The organism is Methylobacterium variabile (assembly GCF_001043975.1).
Classification (GTDB): domain Bacteria; phylum Pseudomonadota; class Alphaproteobacteria; order Rhizobiales; family Beijerinckiaceae; genus Methylobacterium; species Methylobacterium variabile.
In genome coordinates this window covers 1-683 of sequence record NZ_LABY01000554.1, presented here as the reverse complement: position 1 = coordinate 683, position 683 = coordinate 1, and the positions used below count along the sequence as shown (strand labels likewise).

Here is a 683-nt window from a genome sequence, read left to right as displayed (position 1 = left end):
GCTCGACGCCCGCGTCGGCCAGGGCACCTTTGTCTCGGAGACCCCGGCGCGCGCGGCCTCCGACCTGCCCGCTCCGGTCAACATCGACCTGTCGATGAATTTGCCGCCGCAGCCGGTGGAAGCGAATCTCGACCTGCGTATCGCACAGGGACTTGCGACCATCCGCTCCGAGGCCGGATTTTCAGCCTATCTCGGCTATACCCGGCCCGGCGGCACCGCGGACGAGCGCGAGGTCGGCGCGGCGTGGCTCGCGCCGCGCGTGCCGAATGCATCGGCCGGCCGCATCGTGATCTATCCGGGTTCGCAGGCGATCATCTTCAACGCGCTGCTGGCGCTGACATCGCCCGGCGACGTGGTGCTGACGGAAGCGCTGACATTCCCCGGCATCAAGGCCGCGGCGGCGCGGCTCGACGTCCGCCTGGTCGGCGTTGCGATGGACCCCGGTGGCGCCCGGCCGGCCGCGCTCGCCGAGGCCTGCCGCAAGCACAAGCCGAAGGTAGTCTATCTGGTGCCGACGCAGCAGAACCCGACCACGGCGACAATGAGCGCGGCGCGGCGCAAGGCGGTCGCCGATATCATCAGGAAGCGCGGCTGCGTCCTGATCGAGGACGACGTCTATGGCCCGCTCGAACCGCAGGTGGCACCGATTGCCAGCCTGATTCCGGAACACACCTACCTTGCCG

At 69.4% G+C, this 683-nt stretch carries 1 protein-coding gene; it reads left to right on the top strand.

Going from position 1 to position 683, the window contains the following annotated elements; all coding sequences use genetic code 11:
* Positions 1–683 (top strand): aminotransferase class I/II-fold pyridoxal phosphate-dependent enzyme (locus tag VQ02_RS34455; protein ID WP_048448786.1); only part of this gene is annotated, 683 nt, incomplete at both ends.